Here is a 19,565-nt window from a genome sequence, read left to right on the forward strand (position 1 = left end):
CCCGCGCTCGTCGGCCCCCGTGCCCGCAGCCCCGGGTGATCCGTGATCACCGCGCGCCGAAGTTCTGCGTCCACCAGGGCCCGCCGCTGCCCTGCCGGTAGCCGATGCCGATCTCCTTGAAGGAGCAGTTGAGGATGTTGGCCTTGTGGCCGGAGCTGTTCATCCAGGAGTCCATCACGGCGGCCGGGGTGCGCTGGCCCGCGGCGATGTTCTCGCCGTAGGTGGTCCACTTGTAGCCCGCTGCCGTGACCCGGTCGCCGGGGTCCTTGCCGTCGGGGTTGGTGTGGTCGAAGAAGTCGCGCTCCGCCATGTCGTCCGAGTGGCCCTGCGCGGCCTTGCCCAGCTTGCCGTTGAGGGTCACCGGGCCACAGCCGCTCTTGGAGCGCTCGGCGTTCACGAGCCGGGTGACCTCCGCGCTGTAGGAGTTGCCCGCCGGGGCCTCTGGAGCCTGGGGCGCGCTGCTCGTGCGGGTGGGCTTCGGAGTCGCCTTGGGCTTGGGCGCCCGCGTCTTCGTCTTCGACGGCGTGGGTTTGGGGGACGGCTTCCGCGTCCGGCTGGGGGAGGCGGAGGGGGACTTGCCGCGCTTGGGGGCCGTGGTGGTCGGAGCCGCGGACGAGGGCGGCTGCGACGCGGTGAGCGGCTGTGCTTCTGTCTGTTCGTCGTCCGTGGGGCGTGTGGCCGAGTAGATGACCCCGGTCGCGACGACGAGCACGGCGACTCCCGCGGCGACCGTACGGCCCTTGCGCGGCACCCGGTGACTGCGCTGTGCGGCGTGTCTCGCCGGGGCGCTCCGGGCGGTGGATATCTCGTACGTGTTCCCCGCCGTGGCGTGCGCGTCGGTCGCCGTGCGCGCGGAGTCGTACGCCAGGTGGTGCGCGTCGGCAGCGCTCACCGCGCGTATCGCACCGGGCGCGGCCAGCGCGGCGGTCGGCGGCACCAGGGCGACACCCACAAGGAGTCGCTCGGCGAGCACCAGGCCCGCGCCGTGACCCGAGCACACCGCGCAGTCACGGACATGCCGGGCCAGGCGCTTGCGCCAGAGGGAGGAAGGAGCGCCGTCCCACGGGGCCACCACGTCGCTCAGGTACGGGCACCGGGGAGCCGCGGCCAGCGCGCGGACCACGATCCGGGCCGTCTCCAGCTGGGTCTTCATCCGCTGCACCCGGACCGTGGCGTGCTGCGTCGGCAGCTCCATGGCGGAGGCGACCTCCGCACGGGTGAGCTCGCCGGAGACCTCGAGCCACCACAGCGACAGAAGCGCGCGGTCGTCGGTGTCCAGCCAGCGAGTGGCCTCGGCCACCTCCCGGCGCTGCCCCACAAGGCCGAGCCGGATGATGGTCAGGTCGACGAAGTCCGCGCCGGGGTCCACGACGTCGTGCGCCTCATGGAGCGGGCTCGGGCTCTTCTGCCCGGACGCACGCTGCTGCCAGTGCCTGCGGATCTCGTTCATGGCGATGGCCACGAGCCAGGACCGGAAACTCGCCGGGTCGCGGAGCGACGACAGTCCGGCGAGCGCCCGCAGCATGGTCTCCTGCACCACGTCGTCGACGTCGGCGTGACCGTCGAGCGCCCGCCCGACGATGTTGTAGACCAGCGGCAGATATCCGGCCACCAGGTCGTCCTGCGCCTGCTGGTCCCCGGTCTGCGCCGCCGTCACCAGAGGATCGTGTTCACCGATCATGGACTGCCTCACTCGCTTTCTTCGTAGGCACGTGTGGCCTTACACCTGGGAGATCGCGTGAGCGCACGGAGATAACAGAAATCCGCGAACGGAAATCTGCGGCGAGCATACGCACCTGGTCAGCAGCGAAAGCGATCCAGGAATGCGTAAATCCATATACACGGCTTACCGGACATCGACTGGTTCCGCACGATCGGCGACGCCGCTGGCCTCACGCCCGCGACAAGCACTCCTTGACCGCCCCGACGAGACGCGCGGACCGCGCGTCGCCATGGCCGATCATCCGGTTCGCGGTGTAGGCGAACCCCACGCCGAACTCGTCGTCCCCGAAGGCGAAGTGACCGCCCGCGCCGTCGTTGCCGAAGCTGCGGGCGCCCAGCATCGGCCGGAACCGCGGGGCGTCGAGCAGGAAGCCCGAACCCCAGCGGGCGCCCAGGTCGGGAAAGCCGGACCAGGAAGGGCCCGCGGTGAGTTCGCGCAGCGCGTCGGTGACGGTGTCCCGCGTGAGCAGCCGCGCCGAGCCGTCGACTCCGGTTGCCGCCGCCGCGTACAGCGTCGCCAGCGAACGAGCCGACGACACCGCGCCCGCGCCGGGAATCTCGGCGCGCAGCAGTGCCGGGTCGTTCCAGCCGTGCGGCTCGTCGAGGCCGGGGAAGGCGAACGCCCCGTTCATCGTCACGATCCGCATGACCAGGGACTGGGGGTCGGGATTCCCCGGCCGCCCCTCCGCCTCGACGAGCCGGGCCAGCTGGGCGACCTCCTCCTCGGGCAGGCCGATCCAGGTCCGCAGGCCGAGTGGGTCGCCGATGGCCTCACGGAAGTACGCGCCCGGGGTGAGGCCGGTGACGCGGCGGATCAGCTCGCCGAGGACGAAGCCGAAGGTGTGCCCGTGGTACTCGTGGGCGGCGCCCGGCTCCCAGAGCGGCTCCTGCTCCTCGATCGCGCGGACCACCGGCGTCCACGCGGTGATCTCGTCGAAGGCCAGGGAGCGGTCCAGGGCGGGGAGCCCGGCGCGGTGCGCGAGCACCATGCGCGGGGTGATCGCCTCCTTGCCGCCGCGCGCGAACTCCGGCCAGTACCGGGCCACCGGCGCGTCGAGGTCCAGGCGCCCCTCTTGGGCGAGCAGATGGACGCAGACGCTGACGACGCCCTTGGCGCACGAGAAGACCGGGACGACCGTGTGCTCGTCCCACGGACGCCCGGTCCGCTCGTCCGCGACGCCGCCCCACAGGTCGACGACCTTGCGTCCCTCGGCGAACACCGTGACGCAAGCGCCGAGTTCACCGAACTCGGCGAAGTTCCGCGAGAAGACGTCCGCGACCGCCCCGTACCGCTCGTCGGCCCATCCGTTGTGCCCCATCGCGTTCTCTCCCCTTGCCCGTGATCGACTGTGTCGTGATCGACCGGGGAACGCTATGCGGCAGGAAGGGCCGACTCCAACGCATTTACGCGGAGGGTGCCACGGAGCGCCTCAGCGGGCGAGCAGGTCCCGCAGCGCCTTCGCCGTCTCGGCGGGGGCTTCCTCGGCCATGAAGTGGCCGCAGGTGACGGGCGTGTGCCGCAGGTCCGGCGCCCAGGCGCTCCACAGGGCAGCCGCGTCGAAGCCGAGCGCGGAGCCCCAGTCCTGCTGGAGCACCGCGACCGGCATCTTCAGCCGGTTGCCCGTGTCCAGGTCGGCGCGGTCGTGGTCGACGTCGACACCGGCGGAGGCGCGGTAGTCGGCCACGATCGAGGGCACCGCGGAGCGACAGGCGTCCAGATAGGCGGCGCGTACGTCGGCGGGGATCGCCTGCGGGTCGTTCGTCCAGATGTCGAGGAAGTAGCCGAAGAACGCGTCAGGGGCGCCGGCGATCAACTCCTCGGGCAGGCCGGGCGGTTGAGCCATCAGGTAGAGGTGGAAGCCGACGGCGGCGGTGACGCCGTGCAGCACGTCCCACATGTCCAGCGTGGGCAGCACGTCGAGGCAGGCCAGGTGCGTGATCGTGTCGGGGTGGTCGAGCCCGGCGCGGAACGCGACCAGGGCGCCGCGATCGTGTCCGGCGAGGGCGAAGCGGTCGTGCCCGAGGGCACGCGCCACTTCGACGACATCGGCGGCCATGGTGCGCTTGGAGTACGTGCTGCCACCGGTCTCCGCGGGCTTGTCGCTGGCTCCGTAGCCGCGCAGGTCGGGACAGATCACCGTGTGGTCAGCGGCGAGGTCGGCCGCGACATGCCGCCACATGAGATGGGTCTGCGGGAAGCCGTGCAGCAGCACGATCGGCGGGCCCGAGCCGCCGACGGCCACACTCAGGCTCACGCCGTCCGCGACGGGCACGCGCCGGTAGGTGAAGCCCTCGATGACAGGAGGCGTGGCAGGGGTCGTGCCGGGGGTCATGGCCGCGTCCTTCGCGTTGGCGGAACAAGTGACCCCGAGCCTGCCGGGCGCCAATGAGCATCCAATGAGCGCGCTACCGTGACCAGCGTCGATACCCATGGAGAAGGTGGTCAGGCGTGCAGGTCGCGTTCGGGGTCCTCGGTCCTGTGGCGGCCTGGGACGGCGCCGGGGCCGCCGTGGGGCTGAAGGGCCCGCGGCACCGCGCGGTGCTCGCCCGGCTGATCGTCGCCCGCCGCCGCGTCGTCCCCGTGGCCCGTCTGGTCGAAGACCTGTGGGTGGACCCGCCCCAGGACGCGATCGGGGCGGTACGCACCTTCGTGGCGGCACTGCGCCGAGCCCTTGAACCGGAGCGCCCGCCCCGCACCCCGGCCCGGCTGCTCGTCACCGAAGGCCCGGGGTACGCCCTGCGGGCCGAGCCAAGCACCGTGGACGCCTGGCGGTTCGAGCAGGCGGTGACCGACGCCGCGGCCCTGCCGCCGCAGGGCGCCCTCGATTGCCTTGAGGAGGCTCTCGGCTGGTGGCGTGGCCCCGCCTACGCCGATTTCACCGAAGAGACCTGGGCCGCCGCCGAGCGCTCCCGCCTGGGCGAACTGCGCCTGCACGCCGTCGAGCGCCGGGCCGAGGCCCGCCTCGGCCTGGGACGCGCAGCCGACGCGGTACCCGACCTGGACGCGCACGTGGCCGAACACCCCTGGCGCGAGGACGCCTGGCGGCTCCTGGCCCTGGCGCTCTACCGCGCCGGCCGTCAGGGCGACGCGCTCGCGGTCCTGCGCCGGGCCCGTACGCTCCTGGTCGAGCAGCTCGGAGTGGATCCAGGACCGGGCCTTCGCCGCCTGGAGACGGACATCCTCGGCCAGGCCCACCACCTCGACCTTCCGACGCCCCCGGCCGGTGGCGCGGCGGAACAAGTGTGGGTCCGGGCCACCACCGCCTACGAACGGACCGTGGCGTCCGGAGCCCGTGCCCGGCTCGACTCCACGGTGAGCCTGCTGCGCAACCTCGCGGTGACCGGAGGCGGCGGCCTCGAAGCGGCCCGCGAGCACCGGGTGGCGGCCATCGAGGCGGCGGAAGAACTGGGCGACGCGGAACTCACCGCCCGCGTGATCGGTGCGTACGACGTCCCGGCGAACTGGACCCGCGTCGACGACCCACGACAGGCCGCGCAGGTCGTGGCGGCGGCCGAACGCACGCTGGCCGCGCTCCCTCCCGACGCGCACCCGGCGGCACGGGCCCGCCTGCTGACCACGATCGCCCTGGAGTCGCGCGGCACCAGATCGGCGCGCGGGCCCCAGGCCGCCCGGCAGGCCGAGGAGATCGCCCGCCGCCTCGACGACCCGGCGCTCCTGGCGTTCGCCCTCAACGGGCTGTACATGCAGACCTTCCACCGTGCGGGCCTTGCCGCACACCGGGACGCGATCGGCGCCGAGCTCGTCGCTCTCTCCGCCCGGCACGGCCTGGCCACCTACGAGGTCCTCGGCCACCTCATCCGCCTCCAGGCCCGCGGCGCGCTCGCGGACTTCCCGGGAGCCGACGGCCACGCGGCAGCCGCGAACCTCCTGGCGGAACGTCATGAGCTGCCGCTGGTAGGCGTGTTCACCCAGTGGTACGCGGCGCTGCGGCTCGCCGCGACAGGGCAGACACCGGCTGCCGAGGCCGCTTACCAGGAGGCTGCCTCGGGGCTGGACGGCGCGGGCATGCCCGGCCTGGAACGCGGATTGCTCCCGCTCGCACTGCTGTGCCTGCGTCTGCGGAACGATTCCCCGGCCTCGGCCGACGTGCACATCGGCCGGGGGCTGGACGACAGCACGGACTGGGGGCCCTACGAACCCTGGACCCGCCCGCTGGTACTGCTGTCCCAGGACCGCCGCGACGAGGCGGCGCAGGCACTGCGCCGCCTCCCGGAACCGCCCCGCGACCTACTCCTCGAAGCCCTGTGGTGCCTGGCGGGGCGAGCGGCTTTCGCCGTCGACGACCGCGAGACGATGGAGCGCGTCCGCGCGGAACTGGCCCCCGCCGCAGGGGAGTTGGCGGGGGCGGGCAGTGGCCTGCTCACGCTGGGCCCGGTCGCACAGCACCTGGACGACCTCGCCTCGGCCCTCCGCCGCTCTCGGTGAGCGGTCGTCGGAAGGCGGACGGACCGCGCTCAGCCCTTGCGGGTGTTGACCTCGTCGGTGAGGGCGGGGACGACGTCGAAGAGGTCGCCGACCACGCCGTAGTCGACCAGCTCGAAGATCGGGGCCTCGGCGTCCTTGTTGATCGCCACGATGGTCTTGGAGGTCTGCATACCCGCCCGGTGCTGGATCGCGCCGGAGATGCCCGAGGCGATGTACAGCTGCGGCGAGACGGACTTACCGGTCTGGCCGACCTGGTTGGAGTGCGGGTACCAGCCCGCGTCCACCGCGGCGCGCGAGGCGCCCACGGCCGCACCCAGGGAGTCGGCGAGCGACTCGATGAGGTGGAAGTTCTCCGAACCGTTCACGCCACGGCCGCCGGAGACCACGATGGCCGCCTCGGTCAGCTCCGGACGCCCGGTGGACTCCCGCGGAGTACGCGCGGTCACCTTCGTGCCGGTGGCCTGCTCCGAGAAGGAGACCGTGAGGGCCTCGACGGCGCCCGCGGCCGCAGCGGCCTCCACCGCGACCGAGTTCGGCTTGACCGTGATGACCGGAGTGCCCCTGGAGATGCGCGACTTGGTGGAGTACGAGGCGGCGAACGCGGACTGCGTCGCGACCGGGCCCTCGTCGGAGGCCTCCAGATCGACGGCATCGGTGATGATGCCCGAGCCGATCCGCACCGCGAGACGGGCCGCGATCTCCTTGCCCTCCGCGGAGGACGGCACCAGCACGGCGGCCGGGGACACCGCGTCGTAGGCGGCCCGCAGCGCGTCCACCTTCGGCACGACCAGATAGTCGGCGAACTCCGGGGCATCGGCGGTCAGCACCCTGACCGCACCATGCTCGGCCAGCACGGCCGCGGTGCCGGCAGCACCATTGCCGAGCGCCAGGGCGACGGGCTCGCCGATACGACGGGCCAGCGTCAGCAGCTCCAGGGTGGGCTTGCGGACGGCACCGTCCACGTGGTCGACGTAGACCAGAACTTCAGCCATGGGACTTCAATCTCCTGCGGTTACGAAGAAGTGGGGCGGATTTCAGGGGCGGCTGAAGCTCAGATGAACTTCTGGCCCGCGAGGAACTCGGCGAGCTGCCTGCCGCCCTCGCCCTCGTCCTTGACGATCGTGCCCGCGGTGCGCGCGGGACGCTCGGTGGCCGACTCGACCTTCGTCCAGGCACCCTCCAGGCCCACCTGCCCGGCCTCCAGATCCAGGTCCGAGAGGTCCCAGGCCTGCACCGGCTTCTTCTTGGCGGCCATGATGCCCTTGAAGGACGGATAGCGGGCCTCACCCGACTGGTCGGTCACCGACACGACAGCGGGCAGCGAGGCCTCCAGCTGCTCGGAGGCCGCATCGCCGTCACGGCGGCCCCTGACGACACCGCCCTCCACGGACACCTCGGAGAGCAGCGTGACCTGCGGGACACCAAGCCGCTCGGCCAGCAGCGCCGGAACCACACCCGCCGTACCGTCCGTGGACGCCATCCCGGAGATCACCAGGTCGTAGCCGGCCTTCTCGATCGCCCTGGCGAGCACCAGCGAGGTCCCGATGATGTCACTGCCGTGCAGGTCCTCGTCCTCCACATGGACGGCCTTGTCCGCACCCATCGACAGCGCCTTGCGCAACGCGTCCTTGGCATCCTCGGGACCCACCGTCAACACGGTGATCTCCGCGTCGTCGGCCCCGTCCGCGATCTGCAACGCCTGCTCCACCGCGTACTCGTCCAGCTCCGACAGCAGGCCATCGACGTCATCCCGGTCGACGGTCAGGTCATCGGCGAAGTGCCGGTCGCCGGTGGCGTCAGGCACATACTTCACGGTGACAACGATCCTCAAGCTCACGCCGGCTCTCCTACCTGGTGTTGTTCGTTATGGCGACCGTATGGCACTCAGTACCCCCTGTAAAGGTACGTAGTGCCAGATGGGCCTTCACGATGCTACGTTCCCCGCATGACTGAGGCGCGCGGACCAGCGAAGAAGACCCCCATGCGGGAGGTGCTCGCCAAGGCGGCGTTCCAGTTGTTTCTGGAGCGGGGCTTCGAGCAGACCACGGTGGACGACATCGTGGCGCGGGCCGGGGTCGGGCGGCGCTCCTTCTTCCGGTACTTCCCGTCCAAAGAGGACGCGGTCTTCCCCGACCACGAGAGCTGCCTGGCCGACATGACGGCGTTCCTCGATGCGGCCGACGGCCACGATCCCGTGGACGCCGTGTGCGACGCGGCCCGGATCGTGCTGCGCATGTACGCCACGAACCCGGAGTTCTCCGTCCAGCGTTACCGCCTCACGCAGGAGGTGCCCGGCCTGCGCACGTACGAACTCTCCGTGGTGCGCCGCTACGAACGCACCATGGCCGGCTACCTCCGCCGCCGCTACGCCCAGGACGCGGACGGCTCCCTGCGCGCCGAGGTGGTCGCCGCCGCCGTGGTCGCCGCGCACAACAACGCCCTGCGCTCCTGGCTGCGTTCGGGCGGCGACGGCGACGCCGAGACGGCGGTGGACCACGCGCTGGAGCTGGTGCGGAACGGATGGGGGAGTGCCGCCACCGGTGGGGAAGGCGCCGCTGACGCCGATGACGAGGTCGTCGTCATGGTCGTCTCCAAGCGCGCGCCCATGTGGCGTGTGGTGCAGCGCGTCGAGTCGGCCCTCGGCCAGGACTGAGCAGGACCAGGAGTGAGCAGGACCAGAACTGAGTGAGTAGCACTCAGTACCTTTACCTGCTGGCACTCAGTGCCATATGGTGCGGAGGCGTCGACGCCGACGGCGGCGCATCCGAGCCGAATGAATGCAGGGGGTCGAGACGTGTCCCAGCAGGAATTGAGCGTCGCGCCGACAGACGACGAGCAGCGAACCGGCCTGATCTACCACCGCTGCCGATGGTGCGGCACCGCGTCCTTCCGGCGCATGCTGTGTCCGGTGTGCGCCTCCAGCGAACTGGTGGCCGAACAGAGCGACGGCGAGGGCGTCGTCGTACAGTCGAGCGTGGTCAACCGCTACACGGGGACCGCACGCAACGAGTCCCTCGTCCGGTTCCCCGAAGGGTTCGTGTTCCGCTGCCGTGTCGTGGGCGCCTCGCCGCATCTCGTGTGGGTCGGAGCGCGTGTACGGCCCGTGGCCGGGTCCGATCCGGAGACCGGGGAGGCCGTCTTCGAGCTCTGCGAGACGCACACGAGCGCCGACTGGTAGGGCTTCCGGCAGTGTTTCGGATGGATCGCTTCGGATGGATCGACCGGTAGTACTCCGGATCAGTTGACGCCCCGCTCGCGCCCCTCCCAGTAGGGGTCGCGCAGCTTGTACTTCTGGAGTTTCCCGGTGGCCGTGCGGGCCAGTTCGTCGCGGAACTCCACCGAGGTCGGCGCCTTGAAGCCGGCGAGGTGCTCCTTGCAGTGCCGGATGAGCTCCTCCTGCGTGGCGTGGGCGCCGGAGGCGAGGACGACCAGGGCCTTGACGGTCTCGCCCCACTTCTGGTCCGGCACCCCGATGACCGCGACCTCGGCCACCGCGGCATGGCTGAACAGCACGTCCTCCACCTCGATCGACGACACGTTCTCACCGCCGGTGATGATGACGTCCTTCTTGCGGTCGCTGATCGTCAGATGGCCGTCCGCGCCGATCGAACCGCCGTCGCCCGTGTGGAACCAGCCGCCTTCCAGCGCCTGAGCGCTCTCCTGAGGCTGCTCCCAGTACCCCTCAAGGATCACGTTCGAGCGGGCCAGGACCTCGCCCTCGTCCGACGTGCGCAGCGTCACGCCCAGGGCGGGGGGACCGGCCTGGACCAGTTTCTCCGCGCGCTGCTGCGAGGTGAGGTCGTCCCACTCGCCGCGGGTGCGGTTGATGGTGAGCAGGGGAGAGGTCTCGGTGAGTCCGTAGATCTGGATGAACTCCCAGCCCAGCTCGGTCTCGACCTGTTCGACCGTCTTGGTGGGCGGCGGAGCCCCCGCGACGATGATGCGCACCCGGTCCCGGCCCGGGATCTCCCCGTCCCATGAACGTGCGGCGGCAAGCACCGCGTTGACCACCGCGGGCGCCGCGCACATGACCGTGACCCCGTGCTCGGCGACGCGGCGCAGGATCTCCGCGCCGTCCACCTTGCGCAGCACGATCTGGCGGGCGCCCATGCCGGACATCGCGAACGGCATGCCCCAGCCGTTCGCGTGGAACATCGGCAGGGTGTGCAGATAGACGTCCCGGTCCGTGACCCCGGCGTGCAGCGCGAACGTCAGGGCGTTCACCCAGATGTTGCGGTGCGTGATCTGTACGCCCTTGGGGCGCGCGGTCGTTCCGCTGGTGAAGTTGATGGTGGCGGTGGCGTTCTCGTCGTGCTCCCAGGGCTCGGGCTCGGTGTCGAACCGGTACAACTCCGAGTCGGCCTCCGCTCCGAGCGTGAAGCGGTGCTTGCAGACCACCCCCGAGAGGCGGTCCTCGAGTTCGGGGTCGACCAGCAGGACGCTCGCGCCCGACTGGCCGACGATGTAGCTCACTTCTTCGGCCGAGAGGCGGAAGTTGACCGGGACGAGGACCCGGCCGTGGCCGCTGACGCCGAAGAACGAGGTAAGGAGCCGTGCGCTGTTGGGCGAGACCACCGCAACGCGTGCGCCGTGCGGCACCCCGAGCGCGTCGAGCCCGGCGGCCTGGGCCCGGGCCAGCTCACCCACGCGCCGGTAGGTGAGCCCCTGCCAGGGCTCGGCAGGCTGATCGGGCTCGTCGACGATGCCGACCCGGTCCCCGTACACGGTCGTGGCGCGGTCCAGAAAATCAAGGGCCCCGAACGGGACGAACATCCTGGCCTCCAGAAGCTCAGTCGATGTACGTCGCCTATCCGACCATGCCCCGCGGGAAACCGGGCCCCCGGCGCCATCCCCTTACCTGACCTCCTCCGGCGCTTCCTGAAGCCGCCGCAAGGACGTCACCAGCTGATCCACCTCCTCGGACGTGTTGTAGAGCGCGAGTGACGCGCGGGCGGCCGACTCCAGGCCGTAGTGGGCGAGCGCGGGCTGGGCGCAGTGGTGCCCCGCGCGGATGGCGATGCCGTCGCGGTCGAGCCAGTCCGCGACACCGGCCGGGTCCTGGCCCGTGAGGGTGAACGTGAGGACCGCGATCCGCTCGGGCGCCGAACCGAGGACCTCCAGGCCCGGCACGGTGGACAGTGCCTGCCGCGCGTACGTCATGAGCGCACTCTCGTACGCGGCGACGGCGTCCCGGTCGAAGGACGTGAACCAGTTCAGCGCGGCGAGGAGGCCGACCACGCCCGAGATGTGGCCCGTGCCCGCTTCCAGGCGGTGCGGGACCGGCGCGAACGTGGTCCGTGTGAAGTCGACCGACTCGATCATGTTGCCGCCGCCCTGCCACGGCCGCATGGTCTGAAGGATCTCCGGCTTCGCGTAGAGCGCGCCGATGCCGGTCGGCGCGAAGAGCTTGTGCCCCGAGAAGGCGTAGAAGTCGGCGTCCAGATCCTGCACGTCGACCGGGAAGTGCGCGACGGCCTGCGCCCCGTCCACCAGGACCTTGGCGCCGTAGCGGTGGGCGAGGGCGGTCATCTCCTTCACTGGTGGCACGGTGCCGAGCACGTTCGACGCGTGGCTGACGGCGACGAGCTGCGTGCGGGACGAGAGGAGATCGGCGTAGGCGTCCTGGTCGATCGCCCCCTCGGGCGTGAGGGGGATCGGGACGACCCGGGCGCGGGTCTCCTCCGCGATCAACTGCCAGGGGACGATGTCGGAGTGGTGTTCGAGGGTGGCCACCAGAATGTCGTCCCCGGGACCGAGATTGGCCCGCCCCCAGCTCTGGGCGACCAGGTTGATGGCCTCGGTCGTGCCGCGTACGAAGACGATGTCGTCGGGCGACCCGGCCCCCAGGAACTGAGCGACCGCCGACCGCCCCGCCTCGTACATCTGAGTCGCCTCGCGCGCCATGGTGTGCGCGCCCCGGTGGATGTTGGAGTTCGCGGCGCCGTAGTAGGCGCCGAGTGCCTCGATGACCTGGCGCGGCTTCTGTGTGGTGGCGCCGTTGTCGAGCCAGACGAGGGGGTGGCCGTTGACGGTGCGGTGCAGGATCGGGATGTCCCGGCGGGCCGACTCCGGGGAGAATCCGGGTGGTTGGAGCTGCGGGAGCGCGCCCGCTCCGGGGGTGGCGGCCGGGGGAGCCGAGTCAGTGGGGGCCGAGTCCGTGGGGACCGGGCCCGTGGGGGCCGTCGGCATCACCGCCGTCGAGCCCTGCACTTCCGGCACACCCGCACCGGGCAGGCCCGGCACACCTGGAACGCCCGGCCCTCGCGCCGTGACGTCAGGAGTAGTCATGGTAGTTCGACACCTCGACGTTCTGCAGGACGGCGATGGCGTCCTCGACCAGGACCGCCGTGTTGAAGTACGCCGTCATCAGGTACGACGTGATGCCCTTCTGGTCGACACCCATGTTCCGCATGGACAGGCCCGGCTCGACCTCGTCAGCGACACCGGCGGGACGAAGGCCCACCACACCCTGCTCGGCCTCGCCCGTGCGCATCAGCAGGATCTCGGTGGTGCCCATGCCGGCACCCATGCCGCCCGAGAACGGCACCTTGTCCGACGGGAGCAGCGGGACGCCGCGCCACGTCAGGAGCGGGCTGCCGAAGCGGTTGTCCGTCACCGGGGGCACGCCCCGCCGCGTACATTCACGGCCGAAGGCGGCGATCGCCCTGGGGTGGGCCAGGAAGAAGCCGGGCTGCTTCCAGACCCGCGTGAGGAGCTCGTCCAGATCGTCGGGGGTGGGCGCACCGGTGCGCGCCTGGACCCGCTGACCGGCACTGACGTTGTGGAACAGGCCGTGCTCGGGGTGGTTGAGGAGTGAGGACTCCTGGCGTTCCCGCAGCGCCGCGACGGTCAGGTTGGACTGTGCGCGGGTCTGGTCGATGGGCCCGTTGTAGAGGTCGGCGACCCGTGTGTGCACGCGGAGCACCGTCTGCGCGAGCGTCATGTGGTACTCACGCGGCGCGTCCTCGTAGTCGACGAACGTCCCCGGCAGGTCCGGCTCTCCTACGTGCCCCGCGCTCAGGTCCACCGGCACCTCGGCGCCGGGCGTCATGGTGCCCCCGGCGCAGTACGCGGTGATCGCACCGCCCAACGCCTCGTCCCGGTCGGCTAGCCCCGAGAGCGCGCTGCGGTCCGCGCAGAGCGCCACACCAGGGGTGAGCGCCTTGACGCGGTACGGCATCGCATCGGTCCGGGTCCACGCGCCGAGGTCGAAGAACTGCCCGTCGCCTATGACTTCGAGCAGCGCGTCCTCGCCGTACCGCCCGGTCACCCGCTTCTCTGCCTTGCCCCGCACGACCACCCACAGCCGGTCGGCGGCGTCGCCCTCCTGCGCGAGCACCTGTCCGGCCTCGAAGGTGACCTCGGTGAAGGCGCCGGCCAGCTCCGCGAGCAGCGCGTCGTCGGCGTCACGGAGGTAGGAGACCTCGCGCAAGTCGCCCGGTACGACTCGGTGACAGCCGCTCTCCTCGTACGTGGTGATCCGGTCGTCTCCGAGCACGAACGTCCGGCGGCGGTTCACCCGGTAGGTGCCCGACTCGACGTCCACCCAGGGCAGGGCGCGCAGCAGATAGCGCGGGGTGATGCCGCGCATCTGCGGAGTGGTCTTGGTGGTCGTGGCCAGTTGCCGTGCGGCATCCGGGCCGAGTGCGAGCCGGTCGTTCACTGGAACCTCCTGGAAGAACGGTCTTTGCTGGCCGCCGTAATGGCGTTCGGCGCCGATCGTCTTCGCGTTGTTCCATGGCCGCAAGTGGTCTTTTTTCAGAGATGATGCAGAAAGGGCCGGAAATGGACTGACAGCTGTCCTGCGACCCCGCAGCCCACCATCCCAGGCCGCTTCCGGGGAGTCCCCGCACCGCGGATATCGGGCTCAAATCAGCTCGATACCGGACCTGAGCACGCCTGAAAGCAGCGCTTATGACTCGGGTAGCGGGACCAGGAGTCGGGAAGGATGGTTCCGGTGCGGCCGGTGCTCGTGGGCGCACCGGGGCGCGGCCCTTCTCCGAGGGCGGTCCCCTCCGGCGTACGAAGGGTGTGGCGATGACGGATTCGGTCCCTGGGCGGCTCTCCATCTCGCGGGCGACGCTCGACGACTGGCAGGTCGTCAGCGGCTGGGCGAAGGACGAGGGCTGGAACCCGGGCCTGCGGGACGGCCCGTGCTTCTTCGCGCAGGACCCGGAGGGATTCTTCATCGGCCGCATCGAGGGGCAGGCGGTCTCCGCGATCTCGGTCGTGAACTACGACGAGGTGTACGCCTTCCTCGGCTTCTACCTCGTCCGCCCCGACCTGCGTGGCCACGGACACGGCCTCGCCACCTGGCAGACGGCCCTCGCCCACGCGGGAACCCGCACCGTCGGCCTCGACGGCGTGGTCGCACAGCAGGCCAACTACCGCCGCTCGGGCTTCGAGTTGGCCCACCGGACCGTCCGCTACATGGGCTCCGTGCCCCCGGGCGCCGCACGGTCCGCGCAGATCCTGCCGGTCGAGGCCGCAGGCCTGCGGGCGATCACCGCGTACGACGCCGCGAGCCACCCGGCCGACCGTCCGCGCTTCCTGGCATCCTGGCTCACCGCTCCCGGCCACCGCGCGCTCGCCCGCATCGTCGACGGCCGCATCACCGGGTACGGCGTGCTCCGCCCGGCCGATGGCGCCCTGCGGATCGGGCCCCTGTTCGCCGATACGCGCGCCGACGCCGAGGAGCTCTTCGACGCGCTGACGGCCGAGGCGGACGGCACGCCCGTGCTCATCGACGTCCCCGAGACCCAGCCGCAGGCCGTGGCCCTGGCCGAGGCGCGCGGCATGAAGCCGACGTTCGAGACCGCCCGAATGTACACGGGCCCTGTGCGGGAGCTGGCCCAGGAACGGGTCTTCGGCGTCACCACGCTCGAACTCGGCTGACGCGCGAGGGCCGGGCGCCACACGGGCCCGGTCCTCCTCGCGCACAGCCGCTACGTGATCGTCAGCCTCTTCTTCGCCTTCGCCTCCGAGCTGTTGCCGACATAGACGTCCACGGCCCCCTCCTCGACACGGAACTCGCCGCTCTCCGCGTTCGTCCAGAACCCGAAGTCATCGGCGCCGAGCTGGAAGCGGACCGTTCGCGACTTGCCGGGCTCCAGCGTCACCCGCCGGAACCCGCGCAGCTTGCGCACCGGCTGCGTGATGCTCGCCGCGATGTCGTGGACGTACAACTGGACGACCTCGTCGCCCGCGCGCTCACCCGTGTTGCGGACGGTGACCGAGACCTCAAGCGTGTCGCCCTTGCGCAGCGCTCCCGCCGACACACGGTCGCGGCTGAGCTTCGGCTCACCGATCTCGAAGTCCGTGTACGAGAGCCCGTGGCCGAAGGCGAACTGCGGGTCCGGGGGCAGGTCGAGGTACTTGGACGTGTACTTGTTGTCCGCGTTGTAGGGGCGGCCCGTCGACTCGTGGTTGTAGTGGCAGGGGATCTGACCGACCGTGCGCGGGAACGAGACGGGCAGCTTGCCGCCCGGATTGACCTTGCCGAACAGCACGTCGGCGATCGCGTTGCCCGCTTCGAGGCCCGGGTGCCAGGCCTCGACGACGGCGGGCGCCGACTTCAGCCAGTCGCCGACGGTCAGCGGGCGCCCGTTGACCAGGACCACCACGAACGGCTTGCCCGTCTTGGCGATCGCCTCGATCAGCTTCTCCTGCCCGCCCGGCAGACTGATGTCGCTGCGCGCCGCCGCCTCGCCGCTCATCGCCGGGGGTTCGCCCACGACCACGACGGTGACATCGGCGCCCTTGGCCGCGGCGACCGCCGCCGGGATACCGCCGGTGTCCGTGCCCTCGGGGTCGACGCCTTTCGCGTACGTCACCTTCGCCCCCGGAGCCGCGGCCTTCACCGCGGCGAGGACCTTGCCCGAGGGGAAGTTCTTCGTGGCGCCGGGGAACGTCCATGTGCCCAGGAGGTCGTCGGAGTCGCCGAACGGGCCGACGACCGCGATCGAACCTGCCGACTTCTTGAGGGGAAGCGCCTTGCCGTCGTTCTTCAGGAGCACCATCGAGCGGGCGGCGGTCGCACGGGCCGCCTCGCGGGCATCGGCGGACGGCTTGTCGATGGCGTCGTCCTCGTCGACGTACGGATTCTCGAAGAGTCCAAGGGCGTACTTCAGGCGCAGGATCCGCGTGACCGCCTCATCGAGGCGCTTCTCGCGGATCCTGCCGCTGCTCAGCAGCTTCTTGCCGTGCTCGGCGAGATCCGTGCTCGCCATCTCCATGTCGACGCCGGCGTTCAGCGCGAGCCGTGCCGCGTCGGCGCCGTCCTCGGCGAAGCCGTGCGCGATGAGTTCGTCGACGCCGTTCCAGTCGCTGACGACGAAGCCGTCGAAGCCCCACTCCTTGTACAGGACGTCGGTGAGGGTGTGGGAGTTTCCGTGGGCGGGGACGCCGCTGATGGTGTTGAAGGAGGCCATCACCGTGGCCACGCCCGCGTCCAACGCGGCCTTGAACGGCGGCAGATAGTGGTTGCGCAGGCGGGACTCCGACACGTCGACCGTGTTGTAGTCCCGGCCGCCCTCGGCCCCGCCGTACGCGACGAAGTGCTTGGCGCAGGCGGCGATGCGGTCCTTGGCGTCGAGACTCGAACCCTTCTCGCCCTGGTACCCCTCCACCTTGGCCACGGCGAACGCCGTCGTGAGGTACGGATCCTCGCCGCAGCCCTCGGCGATCCGGCCCCAGCGCGGCTCGTGCGTGACATCCATCATCGGCGAGAACGTCCAGTGCACGCCGTTCGAGCGGGACTCCTTCGCCGACACCTCGGCGTCCCGTCTGGTGACCTCCGGGTCGAAGCTCGACGCCTGGGCGAGGGGGATCGGGAACGTCGTCCACAGGCCATGGATGACATCGAGTCCGAAGAGCAGCGGAATGCCGAGCCGGGATTCCTCCACGGCGATGCGCTGGAGCGCGTTGCTGCTCTTGGCGCCGAAGATGTTCAGGACCGAGCCGAGCCGCCCGGCGCGCGCCGCGTCCTCGACGTCCTTCGTCTCGCTGCCGCCGGGGCCGGTGCTGACGGCCCACGGGAGCTGCTGCAACTGCCCCAGCTTCTCTTCGACAGTCATACGGGCGAGCAGCTTCTTGACCTTCGGGTCGATGGGGCTCGGGCGCCGCGGCGCGGCCTGGGCGATCCCGGTGTCCGCGGTGGCGACCCCGGTGCCCGCGGCGGTGAACCCGCCCCCTGCGACAGCGGTGCCGCCGATCGCGGACAGCAGAGTACGCCTTCGTAGCTCTCGCATGTGTTCGCCTTCTCGCATCAGAAAGTCGACAACCTCTGTGATGGCCACAAGAGTTGAAGCGAAAGTACGTTCCTGTTACATGCGGGTCAAGGGATGCGGCAGGGACGCGCGGGGCTCTTGTTTCGGTGTCCCGTTGGCGCCCGGCTCCCGACGCTTGACCTCAATGAAGCTTTAGGTTCTACGTTCTTCTTATGAGCATGGAAACGACAGCCTGGACCCAGCTGCAGAGCGTCATGCGCGCCGAGCAGGACAGCCGTCCCTTCGCCCGCGCCACCTTGCGCCGCATCGGGACCTTCGCCCGCCCGCACAAACGCCGCATCGTCCACTTCGTCCTCCTGAGCATCGTATCCGCGCTGCTCGCCGTGGCGACGCCCGTCCTCGCGGGCAGCGTCGTGGACACGATCGTCTCGGACGGAGAATCCTCGCTCGTCGTCCGCTACGCCCTGCTCATCGCCGCCATCGCCGTCGCCGAGGCGGGCTTCGGCCTGCTCGCCCGCTGGCTCTCGGCGAACCTGGGGGAGGGGCTGATCCTCGACCTGCGCACCGCGGTCTTCGACCACGTACAGCGCATGCCCGTCGCCTTCTTCACCCGTACCCGCACCGGCGCCCTTGTCAGCCGCCTCAACAACGATGTGATCGGTGCCCAGCGCGCGTTCAGCAACACGCTCTCCGGAGTCGTCAGCAACGTGGTCACGCTGCTCCTGACCCTGGCCGTGATGCTGAGGCTCTCCTGGCAGATCACGCTCCTCGCCCTGGTCCTGCTCCCCCTCTTCATCGTGCCCGCGCGCCGCATGGGCTCCCGGATGGCGAAACTCCAGCGGGAGGCCGCACACCACAACGCGGCGATGGGCACGCGTATGACCGAGCGCTTCTCCGCACCCGGCGCCACGCTCATCAAACTGTTCGGGCGCCCGGGCGCCGAGTCGGCGGAGTTCGCCACGCGGGCCAGCCGGGTGCGGGACATCGGTGTCCGCACGGCCATGGCGCAGTCCGTGTTCATCACCGCGCTCACGCTGGTCTCGGCCCTCGCGCTGGCCCTCGTCTACGGCCTCGGCGGCTACTTCGCGCTGGACGGCACCCTGGAAGCGGGCGCGATCGTGTCCCTCGCCCTGCTCCTGACCCGCCTCTACGCGCCACTGACCTCCCTGGCAGGAGCGCGGGTCGAGGTCATGAGCGCGCTCGTCAGCTTCGAGCGGGTCTTCGAGATCCTCGACCTGAAGCCGCTGATCGACGAGAAGCCGGACGCGCGTGAAGTCCCCTCGGGCCCGGTGGCGGTGGAGTTCGACGACGTCCGCTTCGGCTACCCCTCCGCGGACAAGGTCTCCCTCGCCTCCCTCGAAGAGGTCGCGTCCCTCGACACCCGAGGCGGCGAAGAAGTCCTGCACGGCCTCTCCTTCCGCGCCGAACCGGGCCAGACCGTGGCGCTCGTCGGATCGTCGGGTGCGGGCAAGTCGACGATCGCCCAACTGCTTCCCCGCCTGTACGACACGGACGGCGGGACCGTACGCATCGGTGGAGTCGACGTCCGTGATCTCTCGGCGGCGTCCATGCGCCAGACCCTCGGCATGGTCACCCAGGACGGCCACCTCTTCCACGAGTCGATCCGCGCCAACCTGCTGCTGGCCCGCCCCGAAGCCGCCGAGGACGACCTGTGGGACGCCCTGCGCAGGTCCCGCCTCGAAGACCTCGTACGCTCCCTGCCGGACGGCCTCGACACGGTGGTCGGGGAGCGCGGCTACCGCCTCTCCGGCGGTGAGCGCCAGCGGATGACCATCGCCAGGCTGTTGCTCGCCCGGCAGCGGGTGGTCATCCTCGACGAGGCCACGGCGCACCTCGACAACACATCCGAGGCGGCGGTACAGGAGGCCCTCGCCGAAGCCCTTGAGGGCCGCACCGCGATCGTCATCGCGCACCGGCTCTCGACGGTGCGGTCAGCCGACCAGATCCTCGTGGTCGAGGCCGGGCGGATCGTGGAGCGCGGGACGCACGACGAACTGCTCGCGGTGGACGGCCGGTACGCGGAGCTGTACCGCACGCAGTTCGCGGACAAGGGCAAGACGGACAAGGACGAGACGGCGCAGGTCGCGGCGTAGAGCACGCAGAACGCGCCGGACCGGCTGGGGCACTCCAGCCGGTCCGGCGCGTTC

Annotated in this window: 14 protein-coding genes; 5 read left to right on the top strand and 9 right to left on the bottom strand. The window is 70.8% G+C overall.

Annotated elements, in window-relative coordinates; genetic code table 11:
• Nucleotides 1-46: 46 nt before the first annotated feature.
• The 3 genes from ACFVXC_RS31945 to ACFVXC_RS31955 form a co-directional block, all read right to left on the bottom strand.
• Nucleotides 47-1,681 carry a sigma-70 family RNA polymerase sigma factor gene (locus tag ACFVXC_RS31945; RefSeq protein ID WP_389912323.1) on the bottom strand — a complete coding sequence of 545 codons (1,635 nt, stop codon included), beginning with the start codon at nt 1,679-1,681 and terminating at the stop codon, nt 47-49.
• Between the two features lie 211 nt (nt 1,682-1,892).
• Nucleotides 1,893-3,041: a serine hydrolase domain-containing protein gene (locus tag ACFVXC_RS31950; protein ID WP_389912326.1), complete on the bottom strand. Its 1,149-nt coding sequence runs from the start codon at nt 3,039-3,041 to the stop codon at nt 1,893-1,895.
• Between the two features lie 111 nt (nt 3,042-3,152).
• Entirely contained in the window at nt 3,153-4,055 is a 903-nt protein-coding gene (locus ACFVXC_RS31955; RefSeq protein ID WP_389912329.1) for an alpha/beta fold hydrolase, read from the bottom strand.
• Between the two features lie 116 nt (nt 4,056-4,171).
• Here ACFVXC_RS31955 and ACFVXC_RS31960 point away from each other — a divergent pair, with 116 nt between their 5' ends.
• Complete coding sequence (locus ACFVXC_RS31960) at nt 4,172-6,169, top strand: BTAD domain-containing putative transcriptional regulator (protein ID WP_389912332.1); 1,998 nt, start codon at nt 4,172-4,174, stop codon at nt 6,167-6,169.
• A gap of 29 nt (nt 6,170-6,198) precedes the next feature.
• Here ACFVXC_RS31960 and ACFVXC_RS31965 read toward each other — a convergent pair whose 3' ends face one another.
• On the bottom strand, nt 6,199-7,161 hold the full coding sequence (locus tag ACFVXC_RS31965; protein ID WP_389912335.1) for an electron transfer flavoprotein subunit alpha/FixB family protein: 963 nt from the start codon (nt 7,159-7,161) through the stop codon (nt 6,199-6,201).
• Between the two features lie 59 nt (nt 7,162-7,220).
• Nucleotides 7,221-8,006, bottom strand: coding sequence for an electron transfer flavoprotein subunit beta/FixA family protein (locus tag ACFVXC_RS31970; RefSeq protein ID WP_389912338.1), 786 nt, complete (start codon nt 8,004-8,006; stop codon nt 7,221-7,223).
• A 108-nt stretch (nt 8,007-8,114) separates the two neighbouring features.
• Between ACFVXC_RS31970 and ACFVXC_RS31975 the strand changes: the two genes are divergently transcribed.
• Nucleotides 8,115-8,822, top strand: coding sequence for a TetR family transcriptional regulator (locus ACFVXC_RS31975; protein ID WP_389912340.1), 708 nt, complete (start codon nt 8,115-8,117; stop codon nt 8,820-8,822).
• Between the two features lie 141 nt (nt 8,823-8,963).
• A complete protein-coding gene (locus ACFVXC_RS31980; protein WP_389912343.1) occupies nt 8,964-9,347 on the top strand; it encodes a Zn-ribbon domain-containing OB-fold protein in 384 nt (127 codons plus the stop codon).
• 59 nt (nt 9,348-9,406) lie between these two features.
• Here the strand turns inward: ACFVXC_RS31980 and ACFVXC_RS31985 are convergent, their stop codons facing one another.
• From ACFVXC_RS31985 to ACFVXC_RS31995, 3 genes are all read right to left on the bottom strand, one after another.
• The gene (locus tag ACFVXC_RS31985; protein WP_389912346.1) at nt 9,407-10,942 is read right to left on the bottom strand and encodes an AMP-binding protein; all 1,536 of its coding nucleotides are present in this window, start codon (nt 10,940-10,942) and stop codon (nt 9,407-9,409) included.
• Between the two features lie 81 nt (nt 10,943-11,023).
• Nucleotides 11,024-12,457, bottom strand: coding sequence for a SufS family cysteine desulfurase (locus ACFVXC_RS31990; protein ID WP_389912348.1), 1,434 nt, complete (start codon nt 12,455-12,457; stop codon nt 11,024-11,026).
• Nucleotides 12,444-13,832 carry a family 2B encapsulin nanocompartment shell protein gene (locus tag ACFVXC_RS31995; protein ID WP_389912351.1) on the bottom strand — a complete coding sequence of 463 codons (1,389 nt, stop codon included), beginning with the start codon at nt 13,830-13,832 and terminating at the stop codon, nt 12,444-12,446. The genes ACFVXC_RS31990 and ACFVXC_RS31995 overlap by 14 nt, the downstream gene beginning before the upstream one ends.
• Before the next feature lie 374 nt (nt 13,833-14,206).
• On the opposite strand from ACFVXC_RS31995, the gene ACFVXC_RS32000 reads away from it, so the two are divergent.
• On the top strand, nt 14,207-15,064 hold the full coding sequence (locus ACFVXC_RS32000) for a GNAT family N-acetyltransferase (RefSeq protein WP_389912354.1): 858 nt from the start codon (nt 14,207-14,209) through the stop codon (nt 15,062-15,064).
• Nucleotides 15,065-15,114: 50 nt separating this feature from the next.
• On the opposite strand, the gene ACFVXC_RS32005 is transcribed toward ACFVXC_RS32000, so the two are convergent.
• Nucleotides 15,115-17,418, bottom strand: coding sequence for a glycoside hydrolase family 3 N-terminal domain-containing protein (locus ACFVXC_RS32005; RefSeq protein WP_389912356.1), 2,304 nt, complete (start codon nt 17,416-17,418; stop codon nt 15,115-15,117).
• Between the two features lie 191 nt (nt 17,419-17,609).
• Here ACFVXC_RS32005 and ACFVXC_RS32010 point away from each other — a divergent pair, with 191 nt between their 5' ends.
• Nucleotides 17,610-19,511, top strand: coding sequence for an ABC transporter ATP-binding protein (locus ACFVXC_RS32010; protein WP_389912359.1), 1,902 nt, complete (start codon nt 17,610-17,612; stop codon nt 19,509-19,511).
• The last annotated feature ends 54 nt before the right edge of the window (nt 19,512-19,565 follow it).

This window comes from Streptomyces sp. NPDC058257, from assembly GCF_042881845.1.
Classification (GTDB): Bacteria; Actinomycetota; Actinomycetes; order Streptomycetales; family Streptomycetaceae; genus Streptomyces.

Coding starts and splice junctions, on each gene's coding strand:
- ACFVXC_RS31990 (WP_389912348.1), bottom strand. CDS start 12,457: ATGACTACTCCTGACGTCACGGCGCGAGGGCCGGGCGTTCCAGGTGTG.
- ACFVXC_RS32010 (WP_389912359.1), top strand. CDS start 17,610: ATGAGCATGGAAACGACAGCCTGGACCCAGCTGCAGAGCGTCATGCGC.
- ACFVXC_RS31950 (WP_389912326.1), bottom strand. CDS start 3,041: ATGGGGCACAACGGATGGGCCGACGAGCGGTACGGGGCGGTCGCGGAC.
- ACFVXC_RS31985 (WP_389912346.1), bottom strand. CDS start 10,942: ATGTTCGTCCCGTTCGGGGCCCTTGATTTTCTGGACCGCGCCACGACC.
- ACFVXC_RS31975 (WP_389912340.1), top strand. CDS start 8,115: ATGACTGAGGCGCGCGGACCAGCGAAGAAGACCCCCATGCGGGAGGTG.
- ACFVXC_RS32005 (WP_389912356.1), bottom strand. CDS start 17,418: ATGCGAGAGCTACGAAGGCGTACTCTGCTGTCCGCGATCGGCGGCACC.
- ACFVXC_RS31955 (WP_389912329.1), bottom strand. CDS start 4,055: ATGACCCCCGGCACGACCCCTGCCACGCCTCCTGTCATCGAGGGCTTC.
- ACFVXC_RS31945 (WP_389912323.1), bottom strand. CDS start 1,681: ATGATCGGTGAACACGATCCTCTGGTGACGGCGGCGCAGACCGGGGAC.
- ACFVXC_RS32000 (WP_389912354.1), top strand. CDS start 14,207: ATGACGGATTCGGTCCCTGGGCGGCTCTCCATCTCGCGGGCGACGCTC.
- ACFVXC_RS31965 (WP_389912335.1), bottom strand. CDS start 7,161: ATGGCTGAAGTTCTGGTCTACGTCGACCACGTGGACGGTGCCGTCCGC.